At 47.2% G+C, this 26,351-nt stretch carries 19 protein-coding genes and 1 riboswitch; of the genes, 5 read left to right on the forward strand and 14 right to left on the reverse strand.

Translation table 11 applies throughout. The annotated features are described in order from the left end of the window. Nucleotides 1-18: 18 nt before the first annotated feature. The 8 genes from clpA to QNJ26_04410 form a co-directional block, all read right to left on the reverse strand. Nucleotides 19-2,262 carry an ATP-dependent Clp protease ATP-binding subunit ClpA gene (gene clpA, locus QNJ26_04375; protein MDJ0984756.1) on the reverse strand — a complete coding sequence of 748 codons (2,244 nt, stop codon included), beginning with the start codon at nucleotides 2,260-2,262 and terminating at the stop codon, nucleotides 19-21. Nucleotides 2,263-2,265: 3 nt separating this feature from the next. Next, the gene (gene clpS / locus QNJ26_04380; GenBank protein MDJ0984757.1) at nucleotides 2,266-2,580 is read right to left on the reverse strand and encodes an ATP-dependent Clp protease adapter ClpS; all 315 of its coding nucleotides are present in this window, start codon (nucleotides 2,578-2,580) and stop codon (nucleotides 2,266-2,268) included. Between the two features lie 151 nt (nucleotides 2,581-2,731). After that, a complete protein-coding gene (gene secA / locus QNJ26_04385) occupies nucleotides 2,732-5,257 on the reverse strand; it encodes a preprotein translocase subunit SecA (GenBank protein ID MDJ0984758.1) in 2,526 nt (841 codons plus the stop codon). Nucleotides 5,258-5,532: 275 nt separating this feature from the next. Further along, nucleotides 5,533-6,471, reverse strand: a complete 939-nt coding sequence (locus tag QNJ26_04390) for a peptidoglycan DD-metalloendopeptidase family protein (protein ID MDJ0984759.1) — start codon at nucleotides 6,469-6,471, stop codon at nucleotides 5,533-5,535. A gap of 289 nt (nucleotides 6,472-6,760) precedes the next feature. After that, nucleotides 6,761-6,845, reverse strand: a riboswitch (cyclic di-GMP riboswitch). Nucleotides 6,846-6,967: 122 nt separating this feature from the next. Continuing rightward, nucleotides 6,968-7,876 carry a bifunctional methylenetetrahydrofolate dehydrogenase/methenyltetrahydrofolate cyclohydrolase FolD gene (gene folD, locus QNJ26_04395; GenBank protein ID MDJ0984760.1) on the reverse strand — a complete coding sequence of 303 codons (909 nt, stop codon included), beginning with the start codon at nucleotides 7,874-7,876 and terminating at the stop codon, nucleotides 6,968-6,970. Nucleotides 7,877-8,039: 163 nt separating this feature from the next. Then, nucleotides 8,040-9,077 (reverse strand): N-acetyl-gamma-glutamyl-phosphate reductase, encoded by a 1,038-nt coding sequence (gene argC, locus QNJ26_04400; protein MDJ0984761.1) that lies wholly within the window; start codon nucleotides 9,075-9,077, stop codon nucleotides 8,040-8,042. 205 nt (nucleotides 9,078-9,282) lie between these two features. Next, the gene (locus tag QNJ26_04405; GenBank protein ID MDJ0984762.1) at nucleotides 9,283-10,077 is read right to left on the reverse strand and encodes a response regulator; all 795 of its coding nucleotides are present in this window, start codon (nucleotides 10,075-10,077) and stop codon (nucleotides 9,283-9,285) included. 18 nt (nucleotides 10,078-10,095) lie between these two features. Further along, nucleotides 10,096-12,504: an ATPase, T2SS/T4P/T4SS family gene (locus QNJ26_04410; protein ID MDJ0984763.1), complete on the reverse strand. Its 2,409-nt coding sequence runs from the start codon at nucleotides 12,502-12,504 to the stop codon at nucleotides 10,096-10,098. A gap of 353 nt (nucleotides 12,505-12,857) precedes the next feature. Here QNJ26_04410 and QNJ26_04415 point away from each other — a divergent pair, with 353 nt between their 5' ends. After that, a complete protein-coding gene (locus QNJ26_04415) occupies nucleotides 12,858-13,172 on the forward strand; it encodes a zinc ribbon domain-containing protein (GenBank protein MDJ0984764.1) in 315 nt (104 codons plus the stop codon). 224 nt (nucleotides 13,173-13,396) lie between these two features. Here the strand turns inward: QNJ26_04415 and QNJ26_04420 are convergent, their stop codons facing one another. Further along, a complete protein-coding gene (locus QNJ26_04420) occupies nucleotides 13,397-14,860 on the reverse strand; it encodes a Do family serine endopeptidase (GenBank protein ID MDJ0984765.1) in 1,464 nt (487 codons plus the stop codon). A gap of 437 nt (nucleotides 14,861-15,297) precedes the next feature. On the opposite strand from QNJ26_04420, the gene QNJ26_04425 reads away from it, so the two are divergent. The 4 genes from QNJ26_04425 (at nucleotide 15,298) to QNJ26_04440 (ending at nucleotide 20,260) form a co-directional block, all read left to right on the forward strand. Continuing rightward, nucleotides 15,298-16,233: an ATP-binding cassette domain-containing protein gene (locus QNJ26_04425; GenBank protein ID MDJ0984766.1), complete on the forward strand. Its 936-nt coding sequence runs from the start codon at nucleotides 15,298-15,300 to the stop codon at nucleotides 16,231-16,233. Nucleotide 16,234: 1 nt separating this feature from the next. Continuing rightward, entirely contained in the window at nucleotides 16,235-16,939 is a 705-nt protein-coding gene (locus QNJ26_04430) for an ABC transporter permease subunit (protein ID MDJ0984767.1), read from the forward strand. Nucleotides 16,940-16,949: 10 nt separating this feature from the next. Then, entirely contained in the window at nucleotides 16,950-19,142 is a 2,193-nt protein-coding gene (locus tag QNJ26_04435; protein ID MDJ0984768.1) for a Gldg family protein, read from the forward strand. Between the two features lie 128 nt (nucleotides 19,143-19,270). Continuing rightward, nucleotides 19,271-20,260, forward strand: coding sequence for a DUF4340 domain-containing protein (locus tag QNJ26_04440; GenBank protein ID MDJ0984769.1), 990 nt, complete (start codon nucleotides 19,271-19,273; stop codon nucleotides 20,258-20,260). A gap of 11 nt (nucleotides 20,261-20,271) precedes the next feature. On the opposite strand, the gene QNJ26_04445 is transcribed toward QNJ26_04440, so the two are convergent. From QNJ26_04445 to QNJ26_04465, 5 genes are all read right to left on the reverse strand, one after another. Beyond that, nucleotides 20,272-21,144, reverse strand: coding sequence for an endonuclease/exonuclease/phosphatase family protein (locus QNJ26_04445; GenBank protein ID MDJ0984770.1), 873 nt, complete (start codon nucleotides 21,142-21,144; stop codon nucleotides 20,272-20,274). Between the two features lie 281 nt (nucleotides 21,145-21,425). After that, a complete protein-coding gene (locus tag QNJ26_04450; protein ID MDJ0984771.1) occupies nucleotides 21,426-23,030 on the reverse strand; it encodes a phospholipase D family protein in 1,605 nt (534 codons plus the stop codon). 339 nt (nucleotides 23,031-23,369) lie between these two features. Continuing rightward, on the reverse strand, nucleotides 23,370-24,083 hold the full coding sequence (locus tag QNJ26_04455; protein MDJ0984772.1) for an ABC transporter ATP-binding protein: 714 nt from the start codon (nucleotides 24,081-24,083) through the stop codon (nucleotides 23,370-23,372). Further along, on the reverse strand, nucleotides 24,083-24,853 hold the full coding sequence (locus QNJ26_04460; GenBank protein ID MDJ0984773.1) for an ABC transporter ATP-binding protein: 771 nt from the start codon (nucleotides 24,851-24,853) through the stop codon (nucleotides 24,083-24,085). The genes QNJ26_04455 and QNJ26_04460 overlap by 1 nt, the downstream gene beginning before the upstream one ends. Before the next feature lie 169 nt (nucleotides 24,854-25,022). After that, nucleotides 25,023-26,321, reverse strand: a complete 1,299-nt coding sequence (locus tag QNJ26_04465) for a branched-chain amino acid ABC transporter permease (GenBank protein ID MDJ0984774.1) — start codon at nucleotides 26,319-26,321, stop codon at nucleotides 25,023-25,025. Nucleotides 26,322-26,351: the final 30 nt, after the last annotated feature.

Below are 26,351 nucleotides of genomic sequence, written 5' to 3' on the forward strand. Positions count from 1 at the left end.
GTGTTACCAATTAACAAATTAACCATAATTGAAGGTTAGCTGGTCGTCTGCCAGATCAAGAGACACCAGACCACCGTTTTGAAGGTCTCCAAACAAAATAGCATCGGAGAGCTTATCTTTGATTTCCATCTGGATGACCCGACCGAGGGGTCTGGCACCATAGGTCGGATCATGGCCTTTTTCAGCCAGCCAGGTGCGTACCGCAGGAGAAATGGTCAAGGCCACCTTTTTGATGGCCAGTTGCTGGTTGAGCTCGGCGACAAATTTATCGACGATCATTTCCATGATTTCTAAATCCAATGCATTGAAGGTAATCGTTTCATCTAACCGATTCCTGAATTCAGGGCTGAAGAGTTTTTCAATGGCCTTTTTGCCCTTGGACTGTGCATCTTTGTGGGTCTGACCGAAACCAATATTGGCCGCACTCATCTCTCTTGAACCGGCATTGGAGGTCATCATTAAAATCACGTTTCGAAAATCCGCCTTGCGACCGTTGTTGTCGGTTAAAGTAGCATGGTCCATGACCTGAAGTAAGATGTTAAACAGATCCGGGTGCGCCTTTTCAATCTCATCCAATAACAGCACACTATGGGGGTGTTTGCGAATACCGTCGGTTAACAACCCGCCCTGGTCAAATCCGATATAACCGGGTGGTGCCCCGATCAGGCGTGCGACGGCATGTTTTTCCATGTACTCGCTCATGTCAAATCGCATAAACTCGACGCCCAGAATGCGCGCTACCTGCAGGGACACTTCGGTTTTACCGACACCTGTGGGACCGGTGAACAGAAAACAGCCTACAGGGCGTTCGGGTGATCCGAGGCCTGCCCGCGAGCGCTTAATGGAGGTCACCAGCGCCCTGATGGCATCTTCCTGGCCAAACACCACCTTTTTTAATCCATCTTCCAGGTTTTCAAGCTTGGTGCGATCCGATGTGGAAACACTTTGGGTTGGCACGCGCGCCATTTTGGCGATAATTTTCTCGATATCAGCCGGATTAATCTTTTTGCGCCGCGTTGACCCGGAAAGCCGAATAAACGCGCCGGCTTCGTCAATCACGTCGATGGCTTTGTCCGGCAAAAAACGATCTCGCAGGTATTTGGTGGACAATTCAGCAGCGGTCTTCAACGCCGCATCGGTGTAAGCAATTCCGTGATGCTCCTCATAGCGGGATCGCAGCCCCTTGAGTATTTGAACCGTCTCTGAGACGGGTGGTTCCATGATTTCAATTTTTTCGAATCGTCGTGAAAGGGCGCGATCTTTTTCAAAATGGTTTTTGAACTCTTCAAAGGTCGATGAACCGATGCAACGGATTTCACCGCTGGCCAGAACCGGTTTCAGAATATTGGAAGCATCCATTGAACCGCTGCTGGTGGCCCCAGCACCGACAATGGTATGAATCTCGTCAATAAACAGAATGGCTTTAGATTTCTTCTGCAACTCAGCGATAACGCCTTTAAGACGCTGCTCAAAATCGCCCCGGAATTTGGTGCCGGCTAACAGCCCCCCCAGATCCAGGGAAAAAATTTCCATATCCTTGAGCAGGTCTGGGACCTCCCCTTTCTGAATTTTCTGAGCAAGACCTTCGGCCATTGCCGTTTTGCCCACACCGGGGTCACCGACAAAGACAGGATTGTTTTTCCGCCTGCGGCAGAGCACCTGCATGGTGCGCTCTAATTCGGTTTTTCGGCCGATCAGGGGGTCCAGTTTGTTGGCAGCAGCCAGCTCGATGAGATTGAGAGTAAATTGTTCCAAAGGATTGGCTTGTCGCCGGCGATCCTTTTCTTCTTTGCCGGGTCTGACCAATCCACCGGGGCTGTCGCCAAATGAATCTTTGGAAATATTGTGCGAGATATAATTGAGCACATCCAGGCGCGTGATGCCTTCGGAGCTTAAAAAATACTCGGCGTGCGAATCTTTTTCGAGAAAAATGGAGGCCAAAACATCCGCAACGGCCACTTCCTGCTTCTCGGCTGATCGCGCATGGTTGACGGCCCGCTGGATAACTCGCTGAAACCCGATGGTCTGCTGCAGCACATAGTCATTGCCTTCCGGGATACGCTCAATTTTTTCTTGAAAAAAGTTTTCAAGCGCATCCAGAAGATTTTCAACATCGCCGCCGCAGTTTTCGACGATTTCAACCCCGTTGGGATCGTTGAGAATGGCAAATAAAATATGTTCGATACTGACGTATTCGTGGCGTCTTTTTTTGGCTTCCTTGACGGCAAATCCGAGTGTTGCGCTGAGTTCCTTGCTGATCATGATTTACTCTCTTTCAATGGTGCATTTCAACGGAAAGCCTCTTTCACGCGCGAGCGCTTCAACCGTATTGACTTTGGTTTCCGCTACTTCAAATGGATATATTCCACACAGTCCGAACCCGTTACGGTGTACGTTTAACATAATCTGGGTTGCGTCAGTGACCGATTTATTAAACACAAACCTGAGCACTTCAACGACAAAATCCATGGTGGTGTAGTCATCGTTCAAAAGCAGAACCTTATACATGGGTGGTTCCTTAACCTTCTGCTCTTTCTTTGAACGAACACTTTCTTCCAACTCAGTATTAAAGTCACCCATAGAAACACTCTCTGAAGAATTACGCCCCAATGCCCTGCAGAGTGCAATTCAAGGTGCCATAATCGTCGGATTCAGACTATAGTCTGCAAGTATAATAATCATCTGAATCATTGCTTGTAAAGGGTCACAAAAAATTTTGTTTTGAAAGTGCTTAGCGACCGCAACATTTTTTGTATTTCTTACCACTGCCACAAGGACAGGGCGCATTCCGACCGACCTTTTTGGCTTTTCGCTGGGCTGGTTTTGGCTTAGCGGGCCCCTCTCCCCCTGAAAAGGACAGTTTCTGTTCTTTGGGTGCCCGGAGGTCATCAATCTTTTTAGGCTCTTCGATCTGGATGCGAAACAATATCCCCAGGGTTTCTTCTTTTACCCGGGCAATCATCTCATTAAACATCTCAAAGCCTTCCTTTTTATAAACCAGCAACGGATTCTGCTGGGCGTAGCCTCTCAGGCCGATACCTTCTTTCAGATGGTCCATAGACAGCAGATGATCCTTCCAAAGATTGTCAACGGTCTGCAGCATCACCACGCGCTCCAATTGCCGAAAATCCTCTGATCCGATGGCTGCTTCACGTTCGTTGTAAAGCGATTGGGCACCTTCAAAAATCAAACCCGCCAGTCCCTCTTGTCCGAGGTCCTCCAGCGCGTCCTCGCCATCAACATTCAGATAAAAATTGAACTGTTTAAAGGCGGCGCTCCGAATCGCCTTTAAATCCCATTCTCCAGATACGACTTCTTCGCCAAACATTTCAGCAGCGATATCTTCGGCTTTTTCTCGAATCATCTCAATGATAACGGGTTTTAAGCTTTTTCCGTCTAAGGCTTCGCGGCGTTGCCGATAGATAACTTCCCGCTGCTGATTCATAACATCATCATATTCAAGCAGCTGTTTGCGAATTTCAAAATTGTGCCCCTCAACACGGCCCTGCGCATTTTCAATCGCGCGGCTGATCATATTGTGCTCGATCGGTTCGCCATCGGGCATACCCAGCTTTTCCATAATTCCGGTGATGCGCTCACCGCCGAAAATCCGCAGCAAGTCATCTTCTAGAGCCAAGTAAAATCGTGAAGACCCGGGATCGCCCTGTCTGCCGGAACGTCCCCGCAGCTGGTTGTCGATTCGGCGACTTTCATGGCGCTCAGTGCCGATAATATGCAACCCGCCAACATCGGTTACACCATCGCCCAGAACAATATCCGTGCCGCGTCCGGCCATGTTCGTTGAAATGGTGACAGAGCCTGGTTGCCCGGCCATAGCGATGATCTCGGCTTCTTTTTCATGATTTTTGGCATTCAGCACCGAATGATTGATGCCTTTTTTCTTTAGCTTCTTGCTCAGGTTTTCGGAAACATCTATCGATATCGTGCCGACCAGAACCGGTTGGCCCTTGGCGTTCAATTCCTTAATTTCATCTAAGACTGCATCAAACTTTTCTTTACGCGTTTTGTAAATCGCATCTGGAAAATCATCCCGAATCATCGGCATGTTGGTAGGAATCACCATTACATCCAGATCATAAATCTTTTTGAACTCGGCCGCCTCGGTATCGGCGGTGCCGGTCATGCCGGCGAGCTTGTCGTACATGCGGAAATAATTTTGAAAGGTGATTGTGGCCAACGTCTGGTTTTCATTTTCAATTTTTACGCCCTCTTTGGCCTCCAGGGCCTGGTGCAGCCCTTCGCTGTAACGACGGCCCGGCATCAGGCGACCGGTAAATTCGTCAACGATGATCACTTCGCCATCTTTGACGATGTAATCCACGTCACGCTTGAACAAGGTATGCGCTTTCAATGCCTGGTTGATATGGTGCAGCAATTCGATGTAGCGCGGATCGTAGAGGTTATCCACTTTCAGCAACTGCTCACATCGGGCAACACCATCTTCGCTAAGAGTTGCCGAGCGCGCTTTTTCGTCGATCCTGTAATGCTGATCGGCGGAAAGCCTCGGAATCAGACCGTTTACCTGATAATAAAGATCGGTAGACTTTTCAGCCGGACCAGAAATAATCAATGGCGTTCGCGCTTCATCGATCAGAATGCTGTCAACCTCATCAACAATGGCAAAATTATGATGCGGCTGGACCAGTGATTTGTGGTCAAATTTCATGTTGTCCCTGAGGTAATCAAAACCAAACTCGTTGTTGGTCCCATAGGTGATGTCAGCAGCGTAAGCCGCCAGGCGCTCGGCATCATCCAATCCATGGACGATGGTGCCCATTGATAAACCCAGAAACTGATAGATGTGACCCATCCATTCGGTATCCCGTCGGGCCAAATAATCGTTGACTGTAACAATATGCACGCCTTTTCCGGTCAGCGCATTTAGATACGCCGGTAACGTCGCCACCAGTGTCTTGCCCTCACCGGTTTTCATTTCTGCGATCTTGCCTTCATGCAGCACGATGCCCCCGATCAACTGGACATCAAAGTGTCGCATGTTCAAAGTCCTTAAGGATGCTTCTCTGACAGCCGCAAAGGCCTCCGGCAACAGGTCGTTAAGGGATTCGCCCTGATCAATGCGCTCTTTGAATTTGGCTGTCTGCGCTTTGAGTTCATCGTCACTCATGGCCTGAACAGCCGGTTCAAGGGCATTGATCCGTTCAACCTGAGGCTGAATCCGCTTTATTTCCCGTTCGTTTTTACTGCCGAAAACTTTTGTTAATGCGTTAAGTATCATTTCGTAAATGACTTTCTGATTCCATTGATTTAAAGAAAATGATCTCTTGGAGTGAATTATACCAAATCTGAGGTATGTCTCAATAACAAAATCAGCTCAGGATGATTATCAGGATTGCTTCAAATATAATGGCGGTAAGCATCAGATGCAAGGGCAGCAGGTACATTCAATGTCGTGTTGGCGTATGCTATAGGCGGCCAGCAGGTAAAGCCGAGGGTGTACGGATAGTAGCGCCAACCGAATCAAAGATAGGGATAGAGGCCGCTGCGTGCGTATCAGTTTAAGATGTACTTTGTTGGATTGACGGGAATACCGTTCAGACGCACTTCATAGTGCACATGGGGGCCAGTGCTGCGGCCGGTATTGCCAACCAGCGCAATGGGTTCCCAGCGTTTGACTTTTTCGCCGCGCTTTTTGAGAAACTTTTGGCAATGTCCGTAGCGGGTCACCATTCCGTGGCCATGATCGACAACAATTGTTTGGCCCAGCAATCCCTTGCGTCCCACAAAAATGACCACACCATCAGCCGTCGCCATGATAGGAGTGCCTTCCCGCGCAGAGATGTCGTGTCCTTGGTGAAATTCCCGCTGTCCGGTGAAAGGCGATCGCCGGAATCCGAATTTTGAGGTTACCCAGGACTTTTCGGCGCTTGAAATGGGACGAATTGCAGGTGTAGAAGCCAAAAGGTTTTGCTGATCTTCAAGGGATTTGAGCAGGGATTCAAATTCATATTGCTGCTGAATTGAGGCCCGGTTGAGCTCATCAATCTGCTCGTGCATATCACGTATTAAACCGGTGTGTTTTTCCATGAGGGGCAAACGCGCATCCAGGTCTTCAGGCACAGAGCCGCCGACACCGAATATATTGTTCGACTCGTTGGTTTTTTCGATATTGGCGATGATGCGAATTTTGGTTTCAAAATTGTTGAGCGCCACCAGTTTGCTTTTTAACGAATTGATCTCATTGGCAAACTCTTGAATCTGCTTGCGCTGGCTTTGAATTTCGCCCAGTTCACTGGTCAGATACACCTCACGTGACTCTAAGTGCTGGGTGGTATGTTTAAGCTGAAAATAATCGTAGACGACATAACCAAAAAGCGCAAAGCAGGCGAGTAGCAATACACCCGCCAATCGGATGACGGTTTTTGAGGCGCAGAATTGCTTAGCTGGCGCCCCGCTGTTGCTGAGAACAACAAAAGAAATTTTCTTTCGCATAGCGGTATACCTTAAAACAGATTTTTAATTTGCCCTGGTTTTTTAATATTCCCCATTCAACCCCGTATACAACCCGGGAGCGATTGGAGCCAATGGGTATGAGTGAGACGGCTGGGCGACAGGCATTTTGGGATTGTTTGGTATCATATCCTCAGCAGGCCTGTCAAGGCTGTTGGCGCCTATTGGTTTTGCGTTCAGTCAACCGTATCTTTTTTTCATACCCCAAAAGATCAAACGAAAAAAGAACGCCTTTAGGCCTGATCACCCAAAAGCGTTCTCGTTAAGCAATATTGGCAACCTGGCAGTCTTAGCCGCTTGGCTTTAGACCCATGGTTTTGCGCCGCCATCTTTCGGTGACTTTGCCCTTTCAATAAACAAAATTGTCCTAAAAACAATATATTAGGGTGCAATTTATTTGTCAATATATAAATAATCGTGTCTGGATTGTATATCGGCTTGTAGTCGGCAAACTTTAGCTTTTTTTACCGGTTGCCAATTATGCCAAACCCAGCTTAAACCGGAGAGACTTCAGCGTGTTTTTCATCAACATGGTTACGGTCATGGGGCCCACGCCGCCGGGCACCGGGGTTATCGAACCCGCAATCTCTTTGGCTTCATCAAAATCGACATCGCCCTTTAGGATGGCAATTTTCTTGCCCGTTTTTTCACTAATCTTTTCACCCACCCGGTTTACACCCACATCAATTACGCATGCCCCCGGCTTGATCCATTCGGGTTTGACCAGACCCGGTACACCAGCGGCAACAATCAGAATATCGGCCCGTTTACAATGAGCAGCCAAATCCTGGGTTCGGGTGTGTACGACGGTTACCGTTGAGTTGGCGCCATCGCCTTTTTGCAGCATCATATTGGCAATCGGTTTGCCGACGATATTTGAGCGCCCGACGACGACCACCTCGGCGCCGCTGGTCTCCACACCGGCGCGCACGATCATTTCTTGAATTCCGGCGGGGGTGCAGGGTGGAAATTTGACCTCTTTGCCGCCAATCATTAAACGACCCACATTGACCGGATGAAATCCGTCTACATCCTTGTCCGGATCGATGGCATTGAGCACTTTTTTTTCATCCAAGTGTTTGGGAAGCGGGAGTTGTACCAGAATTCCGTTAATCGAATCATCGTTGTTGTACTTGTCGATCAGGGCCAGTAGATCTTCCTCGGAAATATCATCGGACTGGCTATCTTGGATTTCCTTAAAGCCCAGCTGATTGGCGGTCTTGATTTTTAATGTGACGTAAGAAATGGAGGCCGGATTCTCCCCGACCAAAATGGTGACCAGGCCGGGAACAACGCCGTGCTCTTCTTTAATTTTTTTCACTTCATCCGAAATTTCATTTAAAATTTCTTCGCGGATCTCTGTTCCCTTAATCAACTTTGCTGTCATCTTTGTCCTCCTTTATGGGATAGTTATTAGTTATTCATTATCGGTTATTGATAAAGAAAATACTTGTTACATACAATTCATTCCAGGCAAAAAGTCAATAACTAATCACTGTATTTTGCACGATTCAGCTCATCACAGATAACCAATAACAAATAACTGAAAATCAGAGTGGATAGGGAATTGCACTTAAACCGGTGGTTTCATCGAATCCTAGCATGATATTCATATTTTGAACCGCCTGCCCGGCAGCGCCTTTCACCAAATTATCAATGGCAGATATCAGGATCAATCGATGACCGCGATTATCCAGCTGAAATCCGATATCACAAAAATTGGTGCCCTTGACATGCAGGGTATCCGGCCCATGCCCATCTGGGCATAGCCGCACAAATGCATGATCTGAATATGCCTTTTGCAAACAGCTGCGAATATCAGCCTTTTGCAAGTTGCCATTCGGTGAAGCATAAATGGTGGTCAACATTCCCCGGCTCATGGGGATCAGGTGAGGTACGAATGTTATATTGACCGGCCGGCCGGCTACACGGCTTAAAATGGCATTCATTTCCGGATTGTGGCGATGATTGGCAACCTTATAAGCTTTAAGGGATTCATTGACTTCGCAAAAATGGCTGGTTATCGCTAAAGACCTGCCGGCTCCGCTGACCCCTGATTTGGCATCAACAACGATGCTATCAATATCCAAAAAATTTTCACGTACCAATGGTATCAGTGGCAACAGGGTGCTGGTGGGGTAACAACCTGGATTACCGATCAAATCAGCAGATTGGATGTCTTCAAAATAGATCTCGCTCAGACCGTAAACGGCCTGTTTGAGCAAATCCTTAGCGGTATGCTGCTGGTAGGCAGATTCATATACGGCAACATCACTAAAGCGAAAGTCAGCAGATAAATCCACCACGCGAACACCGCGCTCGAGAAATTGCGGAACAAGGGCCATGGGCAATTGGTGAGGCAGCGCCAAAAATACAATGTCGGCCTTTTGACACACCGTTTCGAGATCCAGCTCATCGCAGGTCAGATCGACGTATCCAGCCATTGCCGGGTAAACCCGGTCGAATTGCACCCCGGCAAATTGACGCGAAGTCAAAACAGTCAGTTTTACCTGGGGGTGATTACTAAGAATTCTGACCAGTTCTGCACCGGCATAACCGGTTGCCCCCACAATACCCACCCGTACCATAAAACCCCCTTGATCTGATAAGGCTGTCAGAAACGCGTATCAGCTCGAACGGAATTGTGTTTAAATTTGACTTCTTACCAGATAAAACCGTTTGCTTCAAGTGGATTCAACGCAGGAGTTCAAAAGGTGATAAACAATTCTGGAGGGCTAAGATACACCTATCAAGTGGGTTGGATGAAAAGGGCATACAACCTTTGTTGGGTATTCAGCTTACAGAAGAATCTTCCAGAGAAAGAACCCAACCGACATCGCCGGCCGGTTGCGCTATTGTTGATACACTCGTGCGGATCATGCGCTGATCAAACTCTGAAAGAAAGCTTATTTTGGATTTTTCAGACAGTTGCGCCGCCTGCTTTAGGGCGTTACCCAGTTTGGACTTTGCCTCAGCCGGGAAAATTTCACCCACCGGATGATTAAGAACTTCTGTCGGGGATTTGCCAATAATCTCAAATGCTGCGGGATTTACATTTACGATACGGCCATCAATGTCAACCACCACAACCCCCACGGCCAGACTTTCAATAACCGCTTGATGAAATTTTAAGGCGTCGAGCAAGCCAACAGCGTCGCGTCTGGGATAAACACCGCCGGTTTGTCTTATTTGAGTCCGGTCAGATGAGGGTTGAGGTTGCGTCTCAATTTCAGCCATGAGTCCATTCAATTGGACAGCCAGTTTGTCAATCGGCCCTTTGGCCATATAATAGTTGGCCCCTATTTCATTGAGCCTGCCAAGTTGCTCAACCATGACGCCCGACAGCGCTACAATTGGAAAATGGTTGGGACCATACTTAAGCCGCACATAATCAATAAACTGACTACCATCGACTTTGGGCATCACCAGATCCACAAACATCACATCATGCGGCAAGTCCTCTAGCTTAGAGATACCATCTTTGCCATCATAGGCCTTGGTGACGTCATAGCCCCGCTTTGTGAGCAGTTCGCTGACAAATTCGACAAAAAAATAATCCGCATCCACCACCAATGCTGTTTTTGACATTTCGATCCCCTTTAACGTTTATTCGATACAGACCCGGCGCACTTCACGCATATCAGAGGTGCCCTCAAAAACTTTGTGAACACCATCCTGTTTCAATGTCGTCATCCCATCTTTGATGGCCTGTTTCGCCAGGTCTTGAGATGTTGCCTGTCTTTTGATCAGTATTTTTATTTCCGGAGTGCCCTCAATTAATTCATGTATGCCCATCCGCCCTTTATAACCGGACCCATTGCATGTTTCACAACCAATTGATCGATGCAATTTGAAGTTGGTATTGTAATCGACCCCCAGCTCCTGGAAAGGCTTTTCCCCATAGTCCTGAATAATGTAGTTAAACTCTTCTTGTTTTGGGTGATACGTCTCGATGCATTCAGTGCACAATCTTCTGACCAGACGTTGCGCCAACACCGCCAGGAATGAGTCGGCAATGTTCAGCGGATTGATCCCCATATCCAGCAGCCGCGTCAAGGTCTCGGGGGCATTGTTGGTATGCAGCGTAGATAGCACCAAGTGACCGGTTAGAGAGGCCTCTATGGCGGTAGCGGCTGTTTCGCGATCCCGCATTTCTCCGATCATGATAATATCCGGGTCAAGGCGCAAAAAGCCGCGCATGATCCTGGCAAAATCCAAACCAATTTTGGGTTTCACCTGCACCTGACGCAATCCGGCCTGGGTAATTTCAACCGGGTCCTCAGCTGTCCAAATTTTGACACCCGGCTCGTTGATGCTCGCCAGCGCGGAATGCAGGGTCGTTGTTTTTCCTGAACCTGTCGGACCCACGCACAAAATGAGACCATAAGGCCGTAGGATGCACCGTTGCAGGACCTCTAGATTGCGCTCACTCAGCCCAAGTTCATCCAATTTTAGCATCCCGGATTTTGTCAAAATACGCAAAACCGCATCTTCAAATCTTCCGGCGGTGGGCATGGTCGAAACCCGCAGTTCAAATTCCTGGATGCCTTTGCGCTTGAAGCGTATTTTCCCGTCCTGGGGCAGACGGCGTTCGGCGATGTCAAGATCTGCCATGATCTTGAGCCGCGATACAATGGCCGGTGCCATGGCATTGGGCACCTGGATATACTCATGACAGACCCCGTCGGTGCGAAAGCGTATGGTCGTCTTGCGCGTGATCAACGATGGCTCAATGTGGATATCGGATGCTTTGTTTCGAAAGGCGGTCACCAATACCTGATCGACAAATTTGACCACCTGGCTGGAAGACTCATCCAAGCCCGTTAAGTCCTCCTCAATCTCCTCTTCTTCTTCAAATGAAATATCCGGTATAATTTCATCCAGATCTTCATATGCATTTTCGGTTAATTTCTCAACTTTTGGATCAAAGAAGTGATTGATATAGCTTTCAATGTCCTCTTTATACCCCACTGCGAAATTAATCTTCTGATTCGGCATCAAGGCCTTAATGTGGTCTGTTTTCCGCAGATCCTTGGGATCGTCGACCAAAATCTCGACACCTTTTTTCGTCCATTTTAGCGGGACCCATATATAATACAGCAAAAATGACTTTTTCAAATTATTGGTGAGTTCCACCGGAACGATGATATCCGGATCAAAACTGCGAAACGGTAACCCATAAAACAGGGACAGGGATTTGCCCACTTCTTCCTTTTTAACTTTAAAGCGATCGGTTAAAACAAATTCAACGCTTTTGCCCGCTTTCTTGGAGATCGCCAGTGCATCTTGGAGCTGATTGGTTGTAACCATTTTGTTTCGCAGCAAATAATCATATCTTGAACTGGTTGACATACTCGATTTCAAAGCATCGATTTTAGCTGAAATTTCTTGATTCTTCGGATCAATTTTAGCTGCGGTTTCATACAGCTCAAGGGCCTGGTCGCGCTGCTCCCTACTTTCCATCTCATTGCCCAGCCAGAATTGAATCTTGGCGGTTTCTTTATCATTCAAGTTGTGCTGATAAATAACCTTCATCGCTTTTTTGACAACTGCTTGCGCCTGTTGGGTTTGCAGCAAACAAGTTAAATAGTCAACCACGATCTGGGCGGGGGAATAATCCAGTTTTGAGTAATCGGATTTTCCAAAATCAAATTCAAGCAGCTTCTCATATTCGACAATCGCCTCCTCAAGCAGCCCGAGTTCTTTCAGCGCCCGTGCTCCGTCTAGTATCGTCGGCACATCATCGTGTAATGACAGGTTTTTTCTAAACAGCGATATATCTTCGGCCGAAAGCCCCTGATTTTCGGCCATCTCTCTCAGCTCTAATTCTTTGCGCAAGTTACCGATTTTATTTTTTAAACTACCATTGGCCGCATCTTCCCCATCGGATGATAGAGATAGCACTTCTTCATAAATGGTGAGCGCCTCTTGAATCATCCCCATGGAATGACAGGTTTCAGCTTCTTTGATCTTCAGTTTGATGTCCGGTTGTTCAATCGGCTGTGCGTTACTCATAATTGTTTACCCTGACCTTATTCATCAGCATGCGAATTTTGGAGACCTTGTTGTACAGGCATTTATGACGCTAATTTAACAGCAGTTCGTAACATGACCACGGTTATGAAGCTCATGTATGCGCAGATGCGCACTCAAGCCCATTACCGCTATCGGCTGCTTTTGAAAAAACTTTAGGGGGTTAAGATGAACTTGCGAGCAGGTCAGTCGAGTGGAGAACGGGCATCAAATGCTTGACAGAATTTCAATTCCATTTATAATTTTATTATCAGGTTTGCGTGTTTGTGATGGGGCGCCTGAACGAGAAGTCCAGCCCTATCCAGAATGACATCGGACGGTAACCGGAGAAAAATATGCCAACATATGAGTATGAACATGTTCAGCAAGAGTGCAAATTGGGGAAGGTGTTTGATGTTCAACAAACCTTAAAGGATGATCAATTAACGCAATGTCCCCAATGTGGCGAAGCGGTGCGAAAAATAATATCGAAAATCAATATCAGCTGCCCAAAAACCAACAGCGAACTGCGCGACATGGGCTTTACCAAGCTGGTTAGAAGAGACGACGGTGTCTATGAAAATGTCACCGCTCGCGGCAACGATAGTCGCTATATGGAACGCGGCAAACCAAAGACCATCCCGGATTTGAGTAAGACGATTAGTGATTAGTCTGCAGGTTTCAGGTGTCAGTGTTCAGGTGTCAGAAGACAGAAGCAAGACAACAAAAGTCAGACGATAAATACGAATGATGGATGGATCAACATATCTGTCTTCTGTTTTCTGCCTTCAGTCCTCTTTTTGCTGACACCTGACACCTGAACACTGACACCTAAAAATTTGACCCCTCCAAGCCCGCCAACAGATACTTGGTTTAAAATTCCCGATTCCCCCGATTACTTGGTCATCTTGGCCACTAAAAATCCGGCATTTCGCCGTAGAATAAACAAATTAACCGATTCACCAGATTCAATTTGGCGCAATAGAGATTTATAGCCTGCAACATTTTTGACCGGTTTACGATTGATCTCTTTGATAATATCACCAACTCGCACATCCGCGCCATCGCCTTTACTACCGGTTGCCACCTGGGTGACGATAACACCGACGCTTTCATCAATGTTAAAACGTTGGGCGATTTCAGGTGTCAGGTCTGATACCCGAATGCCAAATTCTTCGGTCTGCTCGGGGGTAGGCCCCCGCCTGGCCAATCTTTCCTCAGGACGCTTGGCAATTTTGACGCTGACCGTTTTTTGTTTGCCGTTGCGCAGTAACTTTATCTTAGCCCTGTCATTGACCGGAATTTTTGCGATGATGCTGGTCAACTGACGGCTAGTAGTAATATTTTCACCATTTACGGTCAGAATAATATCTTTAGGCTTAATCCCTGCTTTATCTGCCGGATCACCATCAAAAACATCGGCTACAAATACGCCCTTCTTGCTCTCGACATTATAGTATTCGGCCATCTCAGCACTTAAATCCTGGATGGCGACCCCGAGCCATCCCCGGGTAACCTCACCTTCCTCTTTAAGCGCTACGATAATATCCCTGGCCAGATTTATAGGAATGGCAAAACCAATTCCCTGGCCGGTGGCGACAATGGCTGTGTTAATGCCGACCACTTCACCCTGCATATTCAGCAGCGGCCCCCCACTGTTGCCTGGATTGATGGAGGCATCGGTTTGAATGAAGTCATCATAAGGGCCTGACCCGATCACACGTCCCTTGGCACTGACGATTCCAGCTGTGACTGTTTGCTCAAGTCCGAATGGGCTGCCGATGGCCACGACCCATTGTCCCACTTGAAGTTGGTCGGAATTGCCGAGTTTTACCGTGGCAAATTTCTCATCAGACTCGATCTTAAGCAGGGCAATATCGGTATTGGGGTCTCGGCCGACAATTGTGGCATTAAATTCACGTTCGTCTTTGAGCTTTACTTTTATCTGGTCCGCATCTTCAATGACATGATTATTGGTGACGACAAACCCGGCTTTGTCGATGATAAATCCAGACCCAAGGCTGGGCTGTTTAAATTCTCTTTGGTTTTCATCACCAAAAAACCGCTCAAAAAAATCTTTGAAGGGGCCCTCTTTACCCCAGGGGTCGCGCTGAAATTGGCGAAAAACCGGCCCGCCGCCTTTAATGGTTTTCACCGTTCGGATGTTGACCACTGCTGGGCTGACCATCACTGCCAATCGATTGAAACTGGCAGGTGCGTTAAAATACTGTGTTTCTTTGGCATATGCGCTATTTGCCCCAAAATCAAAGGCGACGCTGATTAATCCGATCATGATGGCAACAATGATCAAAACAGAGGCGAAGGTTAACCATTTATTGGCACCGTTGCGGCGAGTCATTTAGATAACTCCTTTCAAAACGCTGTGACATGGCAATTGTCGTTTGTTTTTACCCAGCGCTACGGTAAGAACAGGAGCCGTTTAATGATAGCGCTTTTATTTGGTAAGCATAAGGCGCTGCTTCATTCGTTGGACGACTTGCAAAAATGGCATTATTGTAATAGAATTTCTGCTAAACCATATAGCGGGATACAGATTTCCAGTAAACCTAAGATAAATCTATTTCTCATCTTTTCTATGTTTTAGCAAATAAATTTTCCAGGTTTTATTGGTTGTGTACGATGGATCGGTTTAATCCACCTGCCTGCGCCACCATCCCATTAAATTTTTGGAGTTGAAGCGGCCGACTGAATATTTGCACCGGTCTTGACAATGATGCTTTGTTTTTTTATAGCCACTTGCTCTGGCAATGAATGCAATCCAAATGGGAGATATCCATGATTCAAGTCGAAAACCTTACCAAGTATTATCACACGCTTTGCGCTGTGGATCAGATTAATTTCGAGATTCAAAAAGGTGAAATCCTTGGGTTATTGGGCCCTAATGGGGCAGGGAAAACCACCACACTGCGAATGCTCACCGGATACTTGCACCCCAGCTCGGGAGATATCCATGTCAAAGGATACCGTATTGATAAACACACTTTAGAAATAAAAAAAATATTGGGCTATCTGCCGGAATCTGCCCCGTTATATCATGATATGTTGGTCTTCGATTATCTGAATTACGTGGCAGCGATCCGGCAAATTGATGGTTCCAAAAAATCTGAGCGCATCCGTCACTTGGCGGACCTGTGCGGTATCAATGAGGTTATGCACCAGCCGATCGGTGAGCTTTCCAAAGGATACAAACAACGCGTGGGGTTGGCTCATGCCATGATGAATGACCCGGAAGTTTTGGTCCTGGATGAACCGACCTCAGGCCTTGATCCCAACCAGATTGTTGAAATTCGAAAAATCATCAAGGCAATCGGCAAAGAAAAAACGATCATCCTGTCAACACACATTCTCAGTGAGGCAGAAGCTACCTGCGACCGTATTGTCATCATCAGCCAGGGCAAAATTGTAGCAGATGGCAGTGCTGAAAACCTGAAACAATCCACACGAGGCAAAAACATTATGAATCTGAGTGTTCAAAACACAGATTTCAAAACCGTGCAGCAAAAACTTGCAAGTATCAAAGGGCTGGATGAGATCACGTGGTTATCTGAAACCGACGGCATCCTGAACGTCAGCCTCAGTTACCCCTCCACAAAGGATTTGCGGCCACAGGTCTATGGCCGGATAAAAGAAACCGATTGGATTCTCTTGGCGTTTCATCAGGAAACCCAGTCATTGGAAAACATTTTTCGCGAACTCACCAAGGAGAACTAACATGCATCAGGTGGTTCATATTTTTCGCAGGGAGTTTAACGCTTATTTTATCTCCCCGATTGCCTATATCGTTATTTCAATTTTTCTGCTGGTAACCGGTTGGTTCTTTTTTGCGACCTTTTTCCTGTTCAACCAGGCGAATTTAAGAACATTTTATGCGCTATTACCGGTTATTTTTGCTTTTGTCATTCCGGCCATTACCATGCGCCTCATATCTGAAGAATTAAATGTGGGATCTGATGAAATTTTATTGACGATGCCGGTGACCGCTCGGGATGTCATCCTCGGCAAATTCTTTGCCAGTGTAGCGATGATCATTGCGATGTTGGTGCCCACCTTTGCCTATCCGCTGACCGTCTCTTTGATGGGCCCGTTGGACTGGGGACCTGTGATCGGTGGATATATGGGTGCTATTTTATTGGGCGCTGCATTCTCAGCCGTCGGGTTGTTTGCATCGGCACTGACGCGCAATCAGATCATTGCCTTCATTATTGGTTTGGCCATCTGCTTTGCATTGACGTTGATTGACAAATTACTCCACTTCATTCCCCAGTCATTATTAGGTTTTTTTGCCTATCTGGGGGCTGATTTCCATTTTCAAAATATCGCCAAAGGCATCATCGATAGCCGTGACATTCTCTATTTTGTTAGCGTTTGCTTTATCGGCCTATATGCGGCCTATCTGGCTTTACGTGCAAAGCAGTAAGGAGATCATTATGCCGTTAAAAAAAGGTTCGGAAACATACATTAAGTTTTTAATCTATTTGATTGTCATCGTATTGGTTAACATCGCCGGTACTACCCTATTTTTCAGACTCGACCTGAGTGCCAATAAAATGTACTCGATCTCCGATGCCAGCAAGAAGGTGGTATCAACTCTGAGCGAACCGCTGACCGTAAAAGTCTTTTTTACAAAAAACCTGCCTGCTCCGCATAACAATACCGAACGCTATTTGCACGATCTGCTCGAAGAATATGCCATTAATGCCAATCACTACTTTAACTACAGCTTTCATGACGTCAGCGCCGAGGAAGGTGAATTGTCCGAGGAAAGCCAGGAAAACCAGAAGCTGGCAAACAATTATGGCATTCATCCTGTTCAGATTCAGGCCATTGAAAAAGATGAGGTTAAATTTCAACGCGCCTATATGGGGCTAGTGGTCATCCACGGCGATCTCATTGAGCGCATTCCGACAATAGCGACAACAGAAGGTCTCGAATACAATCTGACAACCGCCATCCAAAAGTTGAATAATAAGATCAGTGCGCTGTTGAGGATAGAAGACAATATTCAGATTAAACTGTTTTTATCTTCCTCGCTGAATCAAATCGCATCTTATATCGGCCTGAAAAACCTTGCGAAGTTTCCTGAAGATATCAAGGAGATGGTCGCCCAGTTAAATCAAAAAAACTACAATAAACTTGATTTCGAATTTTTCGATCCCAGCGCTGATGAAAGCCTAGCCGCAGCAGTTAAACAACACAATATCATGACCGTTAAATGGCCAGCTCTGGACGACGGGCGCATTCTGCCCGGCAACGGCGCCATCGGTATGGTAATGGATTATATTGGACGGACCACAGTGGTGCCCTTACTGCAAGTGATCAAAATTCCCATTATCGGCACCCAATATAAACTCATGACCATCGCGGAAGTCGAAGAGCTCATTGGCCGCAATATCGAAGCCCTGATTGATATCAATCAGGACCTGGGGTTTGTCGCCGGCAATGGGACACTGGACATTGGTGGTGTATCACCACTGGGCCCCAACATCCGTCAGAATCCGGATGCCGTCCTGAATTTTCGAACCCTGATCTCCCAAAATTACACTTTAAAGCCAGTTAATGTAGAAACAGAATCCATACCCGACGATCTCCATTCGATTGTTATCGCGCGCCCGACAGAGCCTTTTTCAGATTATGGCCTGTTTCAAATTGACCAATTTTTAATGAAGGGTAAGAATTTGATCCTGTTCCTGGATCGCTTCCAGGAAGTTCAGCCTGGCAATCAACAGGCCAGAAGTCTGGGAGGGCAGCAGACGGTCTTTGTTCCATTGGACACCGGGCTTGAGAAACTCCTGAGCCATTACGGGATTCGCGTTAAACAGTCTTATGTTCTGGACGAAAATTGCTTTCATCAGGAAGTGCCGGCCCAACTTGGCGGTGGGGAACGGGCCATATATTATGCGCCGATCATTAAAAACCGGTTCATCAATAAAGAACTGAGCTTTATGAAAAACATCAAAGGGATGGTGACCTTAAAAATCTCTCCTCTGGAGATTGATACAGAGCGTCTGACAGCCAGTAACATCGAAGCCACCCGTCTGATATCCTCCTCAGAAAAATCTTGGGAAATGAGTGGTCGGATTACCTTGAACCCGATGTTTCTGCAGCCACCCAAATCCGATGAGGAAATGCAGAGCAAAGCGCTGGCGTATTTTCTGTCCGGAGAATTTCCGAGTTACTTTGCCGACAAACCCATACCGGAAAAGAATATGGATGAGCAGCAGGAAAATAATCAGACATCCGATCAGGCGTCTGCGATTGATCTTTCCAAAATCACCGCCGAGGGTCAATTTTTGGCCAAAGGCAAACCCGGAAAAATCTTTCTGATGGCTTCAAGTGATATGCTCAGAGACAATATACTGGATGCCGGCGGCAGGGGGCCGAATGCAACTTATATCCTGAATGTCATCGATTATTTGAACGGCCGCGAGGACATCGCCGTTATGCGCGGCAAACAGCAGCGGTTTAATCCCCTGGATGATGCAGCGGCCTCAACCCGAACATTCGTTAAAACGTTGAATATTGTCGGTCTGCCAGCGCTCGTTGTGGTTTTTGGCATCGCGGTATGGTTTCGCCGGCATGCCCGTAAGAAGAATATTCAGGTGATGTTCCAAAAGTCATAAGTTCCGCCTGAGGCGGTTCAGGTGTCAGGTGTCAGGTTTCAGATATTTCAATTTCACTGACACCCGAAACCTGACACTTTGGTAATAGAATCCAAAATGATGAAACTTAGAGTACAGAAAGCTAAAATATGAAAGTCAAGAAAGAGTATATCATTCTTATCCTGATCATCATCGCATTATGCGTCTATCTTTTTACGCGCAGCGGCGATCGCACCCATTATCAGCTACCGACACTCGCTAAACTCGACCCCGGCAATATTACCAAAATTGAAATATCAAAAGAAAACGATACGATTATTTTAAAAAAGAAAGACAATCAATGGCACCTTGAGCCTAAAGGATATTTGGCTGACATCAACAAGGTCAATAGCATTTTAGCAGTTTTTGAAACCCTTTCCCTGGCTGCCTTGGTGTCGGAATCAAAGGATTACCAGCGCTATGACTTGAATCCGGAAAGACGCCTCATTGCTAAAGCCTGGCAGGACGATGCGCTTGTACGAAATTTGGATATCGGCAAAGCCGCCCCTTCATTTCGGCATACCTTTGTCAAACTCGCTGATGACACTCGCGTTTTTCATGCCAACGACAATTTTCGCAGCAAATTTGATCAGACACTGGACAACCTGCGCGACCGCAGTGTTTTGTCTTTTAAACCCACTGATATTCAGCTGGTTCACATTACAAAAGAGCAGACAGCGGTCGAATTGGTTCGCAATGAGGTGCCGGTGCAACCGGCGGCATCCCAGCTCGAAAAAACAGACGCATCCTCACCGGTTGCCGTCAAATTTGAATGGCAGGACCGCAACGGAAAAAGCATCAACGAGCAGAACCTCAGTCGCCTGCTAACCACACTGAGCAGCCTTAATTGCACCGGGTATATCGATGATCGCAAAAAGGATTCATTTTCAGAGCCAATCTATATGGTGAGGCTAAATGGAATACAGGAACACCAGCTGGATATTTTTGCCAAGCTTGAAAATGATGCTGATAACTATCCGGCAGTCTCTTCCGGCAGCGACTACCCGTTTCTGCTTTCCGACAGTCAGATAAAGCAAATTATGAAAGACCCTGCAGAGATGCTCAAAAAGGCAGAAGAGGATAAGAAAACATCAGAATAAGCAAAACGACCTTAGTCGCCGTCACCTTGTAGCCTGAATGCAACCTTTAGAGGATTGTGATCCGAGGAAGTGACTTCGACCACCACCGCCTCTTCAAGCGTCAATCCACGATAGTATATACGATCCACCGTGTAGCCGAATACCTTACGGGCCGCATCGGTTTTGAAGTTTGCAGGCACAAGCGCCAGACGTCCGGCTTCTGTTTCAATAATCGATATGCGTTCTTCACTCCAGGTGTTAAAATCACCCGCTACAATCATGGGGCCCTCATGATCGCTCAAAACTTCTGTCATCTGGCGCACCTGTTTACGAAATGCGGTAAGATCCGGCGCAAAATTGATCATATGAACATTGGCGATCATCAGAGAGTGATGGCTATGTGCCAGCGGATAGCGCGTGATCAATATGGTTTTAGGAAAACGGATCAGAGGCTCCGCCGCCCTTTGGGGGCAGATAAAATCAGGTTCACTGTTCGCAGCCGTCAAGACCCCTGTCTTTATATCATGGTATTCAAAGGCCGTCACCAAATGCCAATAATAGGGCTTGCGATTCAACCAGGTTTTGAGTTCATCAGTTAGATGAGCCTCTTGAATTAAGAGGATATCTGCATTTTGCGAAAGGCGCTCAAGATCCTTTTCCCAGCCTGCTCGGTTTTCTTTTTGGATATTCCAGCTCAACAAACGGAAAATAGAGGCCTTGGTGCCCATGCTCCTTACCGGCGTTGACAGCTGAGGAAAGTAGGCAGATTCAGGCTGACACAGGTCTTCAGCGGGTATCAGATCGAATTTGTGCGGCTGGTTTTCCACCGTCAGGTTATCCGGTATACTCACGCAGCCGGAAACGGATAGGTAAAGAGCAAAAAAAAGAACAACCAAGTGTTTCATTCACTAGCATTCCACTTAAGATTTTTGGGTCGGATCAATGATTTTCATGCAAAAACCAGGTAGACGCAAATTTTGCACGAGTCGGAAACTTTCATATGCAAGGCATTTAAGGACGAGGCTAGCCGCCTCAGGCGGATGCCTCGTCCTTAATAATCCGCCTGAGGCGGACCGATGGAAGCCTGCGACGCGCCCACCGGGTGAAAATAGATGAGAAATAAAAAAGATACCAATCAATTTTAGCATAATGAAAAATTCTCATCTATTTTCATGCAAATCCCAGGTTATAGCTGGTCATCAAGATCAAATAACCCAAAAAACCAGGCCTGAATACGCTGCCAAGAATTACGTGCCGGCTCCCTGCGAAGGATCGTGTCCCCCGCTTTCCAGTACAGACGGCCTTTCTCATCGAGCAGAACCTGCCAGGAATTTTCCGGCTTCAATTCTTCTTCGAATTCCAAAGCAATGGCTTCGGCCAGCTTTGTGCTATCGATGATAATACCCATTTCGGTATTAATATAAATGGAACGCGGGTCCAGATTCAGTGACCCCACAAAAGAGACCTGGCGATCGATGACCATGTATTTGGCATGCAGACCGAATGCTCTTGATTTCACCGGAGGCGTGTCAAACTTTCCTCTGGCAGAGGCATCATGCCGCATTTCAAAAAGCTCAACGCCCATTTCGATCACATTTTTGCGGTGTTTTTTGTACCCGCTGTGAACGATGGGATGATTGGTCGAACCCAGTGAATTGGTGAGCACTACAACGCGAACACCTTTTGATATCAAAATCGGCACATCATTATAAAAATCTTCATGGGGAATAAAATAAGGCGTTGAGATCAACAACTCATGTTTGGCGTTGACCGTCAGCTCTCCTAAGGTTTCGATCAACTGCATCGGTGGTATTTTTTCACCGACCAATGGTTCGTCATATATAACGCTGGCCGTGCCGCCTTTCATTCTCTGTTCCAGCCTGGCCAGCAGCGTTTTTGTGTCAGGATTATTTTGCTGAAATTCAACCAGCTTCCACTCCTTTTTATCCAGCTCCTCCTGCAATTCTTCGCGCAGTTGCGGTAAAAGTTCTCGGTTCTTATAATTCTGTAGCAGAGCCTCACCCGGATAGGCCCACTGGTTGTTCCAGTAAATATCGAAAGAGTGGGATACTTTTTGGGCAACCGCTCCAAAGGCCACAACATCGAAATCCGTAAAATTTTGTTTTGGGTTTAGACCAAAATATTCGTTGCCAATATTGCGGCCGCCCACTAAGGCAAAGCGATTGTCGGCCACAATCAGTTTGTTGTGCATGCGATGATTCAGTTGCTGGATATTTCCCAGGTATTCCAACACAAACAGCAGCATTGAGGAGGTGCGCTGTTGCATTGGATTAAAAAGGCGGATTTCAATATTGGGATGTTGACTGAGCGCGGCCACAGACTTGTCGGCGCCGATGATATAAATATCGTCCACCAGTATGCGCACCCGCACGCCGCGGTCTGCCGCTTTGACCACCCGATCCAGAAGCAGGTCGCCGCTGGCATCGGCTTTCCAGATAAAATACTGCATATCCAGGGTTTCTTCGGCCATATCCGCCAACAACAATCGCCAGTGCATGGCATCATCATTGCGGAACAATTTAAAAAATCCCGAGCGACCCTGATCCACATCCTCTACCCATTCACGGGTCATAACCGCCAGACGATTATCGGGAGGCGGGTCATACGCGTATGAGGGTGTTTTGCCTTCAGGTGTTGGCAAAGTAGCACAGGCCGCCAAGATCAATAGGGTCAGAACCAGCCAGATAGGTTTAAAAGACTTAACGAAGCCTACCATTATTCGATGACCTGCTAAATCATATGCGGTTAAATAAGATTTAGATCTAACCATTTAAAATGATCTCCTAATGCAGTTTAGGATTGTTTAGCCGAATCGGTCAGTGGAATGAAATGAAAAGGTAACTGGCTTATAAACACTCAGATGTTGTCTGAGGGCTTCCGCAAATTGCGGGATGTCGCATCTCATCCTATTACACTAAGGTGCTCAAAAGGCCGACGAAAAAACACCACAATTATAATAAAAAGTAAACTGAGTTCGAAATTCTCAGCTTTTGTTCGAGACCAAGGCGCAAGCCGGCTCAAAAGTGGAGCGTACACGATAGTACGTGAGCATTTTGAGCCGGCTTGTAACACAGGTATCGGGCAAAAGATGGGGATTTGGGACTCAGTTTTAGCCGCCGAGATAGGCCTTTTTTACCTCCGGATCCTCCAGCAACTGCTCTGAAGAGCCCTCCAAAACCAGATTGCCGTTTTCCAGCACGTAGCCGCGCTGCGCAAATTGCAGGGCCAGACGAGCATTTTGCTCGACCAGCAATATGGTGGTGCCCTCCTTATTAATCTCCTTGAGGGCATCAAACATGCTCATCATCAACAGCGGTGCCAAACCCATGGAGGGCTCATCCAGCAGCATGACCTTGCGACCGCTCATATAGGCTCGACCGACCGCCAGCATTTGCTGCTCACCACCACTAAGCGTGCCGGCTTTTTGTACCTGCCGTTCATCCAGACGCGGAAAAATGGAAAAGACCCGCTCAATGTCTTTGTTGATCTGGTCATTGTCTCTGCGGGCAAAGCAGGCCAGTTTTAAATTTTCCATCACCGTTAAATTATCGAACAGACGCCGCCCCTCGGGGACATGCGAAATACCCAGTTGGCTGACCACTTTATCGGCAGCGTAATCAAGCAAGTCCTTTCCCTGAAAGGTCATACGGGAACCCTCATCAGCAGGAACCATGCGCGAAATGGCTTTAAGTGTGGTGCTTTTACCGGCACCATTGGCGCCAATAATACAAACAATTTCGCCTTCTTCAATTTCAAAATTCAGCCCGTGCAGGGCTTTAATATTGCCATAGGAAACGCGCAACCCTTCAATGGATAACAACATTACTCTACGATCTCCTTGCCCAGATAAGCTTCGATAACCTTGGGATTGTTTTGAATTTCCTCCGGTGTGCCCTCCGCTATCACTTCCCCAAAAACCAGGGTCTGGATCCGTTCACACAGTTCCATAACCACCTTCATGCGATGTTCAATCAGAAAAATGGCTGGTTTGAATTTTTCTTTGATCTGGCGAATGATGTCCATCATTTGAACCAGTTCTTCCGGGTTCATACCGGCGGTGGGCTCATCCAGAAACAGCACTTTGGGCTCCGTGGCCATTGCCCGGGCCATCTCGACCCGCCGCTGCGCACCATAGGGCAGATTCGGTACCCACTGGTCGGCAAATTGATCGACACCAAACAGCTTTAAGAGGCTATAGGCCTTTTCTTCGCTTTCGGCTTCTTCACGGTTGCGACGGGGCGTTCCGAAAAATGCGCCGATGAGACCGTAGCTAAGTTTGGAATAGCGGGCCATTTTGACATGCTCTAAAACGGTCATATGCCGCCATAGCAGCATGTTTTGAAAGGTGCGGCCGATGCCCAGCGCTGCAATGTCGTGAGGCGTGCGACCGTTTAATTTGTGATCTTCCAGAAAAACATTGCCTTCAGTGGGATTGTAGATACCGGTAATCAGGTTGAAAATCGTTGTTTTACCCGCTCCGTTAGGTCCAATGAGCCCCCGAACCTCACCAGGTTTGATCTCCAAATCATAATTGTGTACTGCCCGCAGGCCACCGAAAAAATGGGTCATATTTTCAACCCTTAACATAGACATGCGCTACCTCTTCTTTTCCCCATTGGTTAAAACCCAATGGGGAGTTATTCGTTATTTGTTATTCGTTAATCGTCTGTGAGGAATAAAACCAAAAATCCATTCCATCAATATCAAGACCCAATAACAAATAACCAATGACAAATAACGCCTGATTGAGTGTTTGGCTCAATTAGGATTTTCTGTCTTTTGGTTGTACCAACTTGCGGGCATCGAATTCCTTGAAGGCAATCAGTCCCGTCGGTCGGAAGATCATCACCAGTATCAGCAGCAAGGGGATAATGATCCATTTGAAAATTTCCAGCGGCCGCAGGGCCTCGCCCAATAAGCTGATGCTGGTGGCGCCCACAATGGCACCGTATACCGAGTTTAAACCCCCAAAATAAACCATGGCCAATACTTCGGCCAGCTTTTGAATACCAAACGTGCTGGGATTGACATAGCGCAGCACATGCGCAAACAAGCCGCCGGCAACACCCGCCCAGAAAGCGGCAAATAAAAAAGCGACAAATTTGGTGCGCCGCGTATTTACTGTCATGGCATCAGCCGCCATCTCGTTATCGCGTACGGCGTTAAGCGCTTTTCCCAGCGTAGAGCGCACAAAGTTATTGATCACCCAGATGCAAATCACGGTGGTCAAAAATACCACTGGCAAATTGGCCCAGTCCGGCTGACTGCCCAAACCGCGGGGCCCGCCAACCACCTCCAGGTTTTCAATCAAGCTCTTTACGATAAACAAAAAGGCCAGTGAAATAATCGCCAGATAATCACCCCGGGTACGAAATGACGGTATGGCCACAACCATAGCACCAATAGATGCCGCCACCCCGCCCAAAAACAGCGCAACCGGGAAAAAGAAAGGTCCGATGGCTGCCGGCAGCACAGCTGCGCCGAAGATTTTATCATTTACAAAAAGTGAGACAGTAAAAACGGAAGTTGCATAGGCGCCCAGGGCCATAAATCCGGGATGCGAGCAGGAAAATTCGCCCATGTAGCCGTTAATCACATTCAGACTCAAGGTAACCATGACCGCAATGAGGGTCAGTTTGACCACCAGGACGCGATAATCACTCATTCCCGACCACAGGTGCAGTATCAGATAAAGTAACGCCAGGTGGACTAAAATGGAAAAAACGGTCGAAAAATCCGCCAGAATAGCGCTCAGCCGGTTCACGGCGGCTGCGCCAAAGCGTACGATCAGGCCGATGGGTAAGAGATAAATCAGCGAAAGGTACAAGGCCGCTCCGGGAATCAACAGCGGTTTTTTGAGCATGATAACAAAGCCGAACAAAACCGGTGCCTTGGGCAGCCCCAGCCCCCTGGCCAAAGGTGTGCCGATCGCCATTTCCAGGCCAACTGCAATCAGAGCCCCGATCAGCCAACCCAGCAGCGGGACCTGCGACACCCAGGCGCGTATATTCAGCTTTGACCATAACGATGGCAATGACAATTTTGCGCTCGTTCCTTCCATATCAAATCCTTGTTTCTTATGACATTTAAC

The organism is Desulfobacterales bacterium (genome assembly GCA_030066985.1).
Taxonomy (GTDB): domain Bacteria; phylum Desulfobacterota; class Desulfobacteria; order Desulfobacterales; family JAHEIW01; genus JAHEIW01.

Coding starts and splice junctions, on each gene's coding strand:
- secA (MDJ0984758.1), bottom strand. CDS start 5,257: ATGATACTTAACGCATTAACAAAAGTTTTCGGCAGTAAAAACGAACGG.
- QNJ26_04410 (MDJ0984763.1), bottom strand. CDS start 12,504: ATGAGTAACGCACAGCCGATTGAACAACCGGACATCAAACTGAAGATC.
- QNJ26_04425 (MDJ0984766.1), top strand. CDS start 15,298: ATGATTCAAGTCGAAAACCTTACCAAGTATTATCACACGCTTTGCGCT.
- clpA (MDJ0984756.1), bottom strand. CDS start 2,262: ATGATCAGCAAGGAACTCAGCGCAACACTCGGATTTGCCGTCAAGGAA.
- QNJ26_04430 (MDJ0984767.1), top strand. CDS start 16,235: ATGCATCAGGTGGTTCATATTTTTCGCAGGGAGTTTAACGCTTATTTT.
- QNJ26_04390 (MDJ0984759.1), bottom strand. CDS start 6,471: ATGCGAAAGAAAATTTCTTTTGTTGTTCTCAGCAACAGCGGGGCGCCA.
- QNJ26_04405 (MDJ0984762.1), bottom strand. CDS start 10,077: ATGTCAAAAACAGCATTGGTGGTGGATGCGGATTATTTTTTTGTCGAA.
- folD (MDJ0984760.1), bottom strand. CDS start 7,876: ATGACAGCAAAGTTGATTAAGGGAACAGAGATCCGCGAAGAAATTTTA.
- clpS (MDJ0984757.1), bottom strand. CDS start 2,580: ATGGGTGACTTTAATACTGAGTTGGAAGAAAGTGTTCGTTCAAAGAAA.
- QNJ26_04450 (MDJ0984771.1), bottom strand. CDS start 23,030: ATGGTTAGATCTAAATCTTATTTAACCGCATATGATTTAGCAGGTCAT.
- QNJ26_04455 (MDJ0984772.1), bottom strand. CDS start 24,083: ATGTTGTTATCCATTGAAGGGTTGCGCGTTTCCTATGGCAATATTAAA.
- argC (MDJ0984761.1), bottom strand. CDS start 9,077: ATGGTACGGGTGGGTATTGTGGGGGCAACCGGTTATGCCGGTGCAGAA.
- QNJ26_04435 (MDJ0984768.1), top strand. CDS start 16,950: ATGCCGTTAAAAAAAGGTTCGGAAACATACATTAAGTTTTTAATCTAT.
- QNJ26_04440 (MDJ0984769.1), top strand. CDS start 19,271: ATGAAAGTCAAGAAAGAGTATATCATTCTTATCCTGATCATCATCGCA.
- QNJ26_04420 (MDJ0984765.1), bottom strand. CDS start 14,860: ATGACTCGCCGCAACGGTGCCAATAAATGGTTAACCTTCGCCTCTGTT.
- QNJ26_04445 (MDJ0984770.1), bottom strand. CDS start 21,144: ATGAAACACTTGGTTGTTCTTTTTTTTGCTCTTTACCTATCCGTTTCC.
- QNJ26_04465 (MDJ0984774.1), bottom strand. CDS start 26,321: ATGGAAGGAACGAGCGCAAAATTGTCATTGCCATCGTTATGGTCAAAG.
- QNJ26_04415 (MDJ0984764.1), top strand. CDS start 12,858: ATGCCAACATATGAGTATGAACATGTTCAGCAAGAGTGCAAATTGGGG.
- QNJ26_04460 (MDJ0984773.1), bottom strand. CDS start 24,853: ATGTCTATGTTAAGGGTTGAAAATATGACCCATTTTTTCGGTGGCCTG.